Source organism: Ilyobacter sp. (genome assembly GCF_041583315.1).
Lineage (GTDB): Bacteria > Fusobacteriota > Fusobacteriia > Fusobacteriales > Fusobacteriaceae > Ilyobacter.
The window spans coordinates 1-1,636 of record NZ_JBFHGC010000601.1 but is presented as its reverse complement, the minus strand read 5'-3'; the positions used below and the strand labels follow the sequence as shown (position 1 = coordinate 1,636).

The window sequence follows — 1,636 nt, the reverse complement described above, 5'->3', positions numbered from 1 at the left end:
TCACCGGCGGCGCTGGGCCGCTTGCAGAGCAGGGACTTTTTCGCGAATGCCACAACTGTATCAACCGTCCGTGTGGAGCAAATGGTTAGCCAAAATTTTTATTTCGACTGTTTGGCATAGTGATCAGCTAAAGGCAGAATAATTATCCATGCCTTTTCGTAGCTGGCTAGGTCAGAGGTAATGTTGTTTTGGATAAGATCTGGTTTGCTGCATGCTTTCGGATAGTATGAGGTGTCCTTAGATATTTTTTCAGAAAGCTCTCTATAAAAAGCTGGGGATGTTTTTATACTGAAAATCTTTGCCTTAAATTCTTTTTCGAAATCATTGTAAAATTGGGCTTTCGCCTCATTAGCCTTTTTGCTGTTGCCCTTAAAATTGGCTGGCTTAAACTTATCGTTTATTATTGCAAAGTACTTGTCATCGATTCCTTGAAATGCCACTTCGACTTCAGTCGCTCTTGAATTTAACATTGAAATACAGTCTGTCCTTTTTTTATTGCTTACAGATGCGCAAGCCACGATATTAACCAAAAAGAGCACAGGGTGTGCTCTATATGCAGCTTTTCCTGGGTATAGGGGGAATGGTTTTGGATATTGTATATGCTATTTTTCTAAAAAATTTGGATGCTCCCCTGGAAAAACTTGAAAAAGTGAAAAGTCTGAGGTTGTACAGTAATTGTATTCTCGTGGCGGTGTTTATGATATTTACAATAGTAGGAATTATTTTTGCTGTATTCTTGATAAGTTTGAGTTATTTTATTCTGGGAAATATTTTTATGGAGATGAGTTATCTGGAGGATTCTAAGAATTAAAAGTGTCATTATAAAAAGGTGGGATTTTTATGAAAGAGGTATCTCTTGGCGGGATGAAGCAAATATGTTTTTTTTACGGAGGATATAATCTTATTCTCCAGTCTCTTCAGATAACCCGGGAATCTCAGAGGCCTCCCTTCTGGATAATATCTACAGGCACATTTTTTTCTGTTGTGATTTTCACCTTTATAATGCTGAGGTTTAAAGAAGAGCTGAACAACAGACTCGGCAGTTTCAAGATGGACATAATAATTAACTTGATGATATGCATTACCATAGCAGGACACGGCGGAATGATTTTGGCAAAGGTTTATCCTTCTGAGCTTTTCTGGTTTCAGCTTATATTTGCAGTGACAGACCTTGTATTACTGGTTATATATTCTATTTTTTTAAAGAGACTGGATGCACCTATTGAGTTAATCGGAAAATTGAAGGATCTTCCTCTATACAGCAATTGTATACTGACAGCTGTTTTAATGGCTATAAGTCTAATAGGGATAGTGATATCCATTTTCCTTATAAGCCTCAGTTATTTTATACTGGGAGGGATTTTTGCTGATATGGAGGAGATAAGGTGAGTTTTTTTTAATTTTATATAAATTATTTAATTTACACAGAAGTCTGTTACTTTTCCTTGATGAAAAGTAACCAAAAATCAAGCCTTGTCTTGTCCAAGCTAAAATATAATAAATTTTACTAAAAATACAAAACTCGCGCCGCTCAGACATTGTATTTTCTTTACGTAAAATTGATTATATTTCTTCACGCTCGTCCTGCGAATAGGCACTTCAAGACCTTTAAAAGATTTTAAAGATTCTAAAGATT

General features: G+C 35.9%; 3 protein-coding genes. 2 read left to right on the top strand and 1 reads right to left on the bottom strand.

The annotated features are described in order from the left end of the window. Positions 1–98 precede the first annotated feature (98 nt). The gene (locus ABZA26_RS14620) at positions 99–539 is read right to left on the bottom strand and encodes a hypothetical protein (RefSeq protein WP_372715222.1); all 441 of its coding nucleotides are present in this window, start codon (positions 537–539) and stop codon (positions 99–101) included. A 14-nt stretch (positions 540–553) separates the two neighbouring features. Between ABZA26_RS14620 and ABZA26_RS14615 the strand changes: the two genes are divergently transcribed. After that, positions 554–811 carry a hypothetical protein gene (locus ABZA26_RS14615; RefSeq protein WP_372715221.1) on the top strand — a complete coding sequence of 86 codons (258 nt, stop codon included), beginning with the start codon at positions 554–556 and terminating at the stop codon, positions 809–811. 29 nt (positions 812–840) lie between these two features. Continuing rightward, positions 841–1,389, top strand: a complete 549-nt coding sequence (locus ABZA26_RS14610) for a hypothetical protein (RefSeq protein WP_372715220.1) — start codon at positions 841–843, stop codon at positions 1,387–1,389. Positions 1,390–1,636 lie beyond the last annotated feature (247 nt).

Excerpts from the sequence above, each read along its gene's own strand:
- ABZA26_RS14615 (WP_372715221.1), top strand. The coding sequence starts at position 554 with ATGCAGCTTTTCCTGGGTATAGGGGGAATGGTTTTGGATATTGTATAT.
- ABZA26_RS14610 (WP_372715220.1), top strand. The coding sequence starts at position 841 with ATGAAAGAGGTATCTCTTGGCGGGATGAAGCAAATATGTTTTTTTTAC.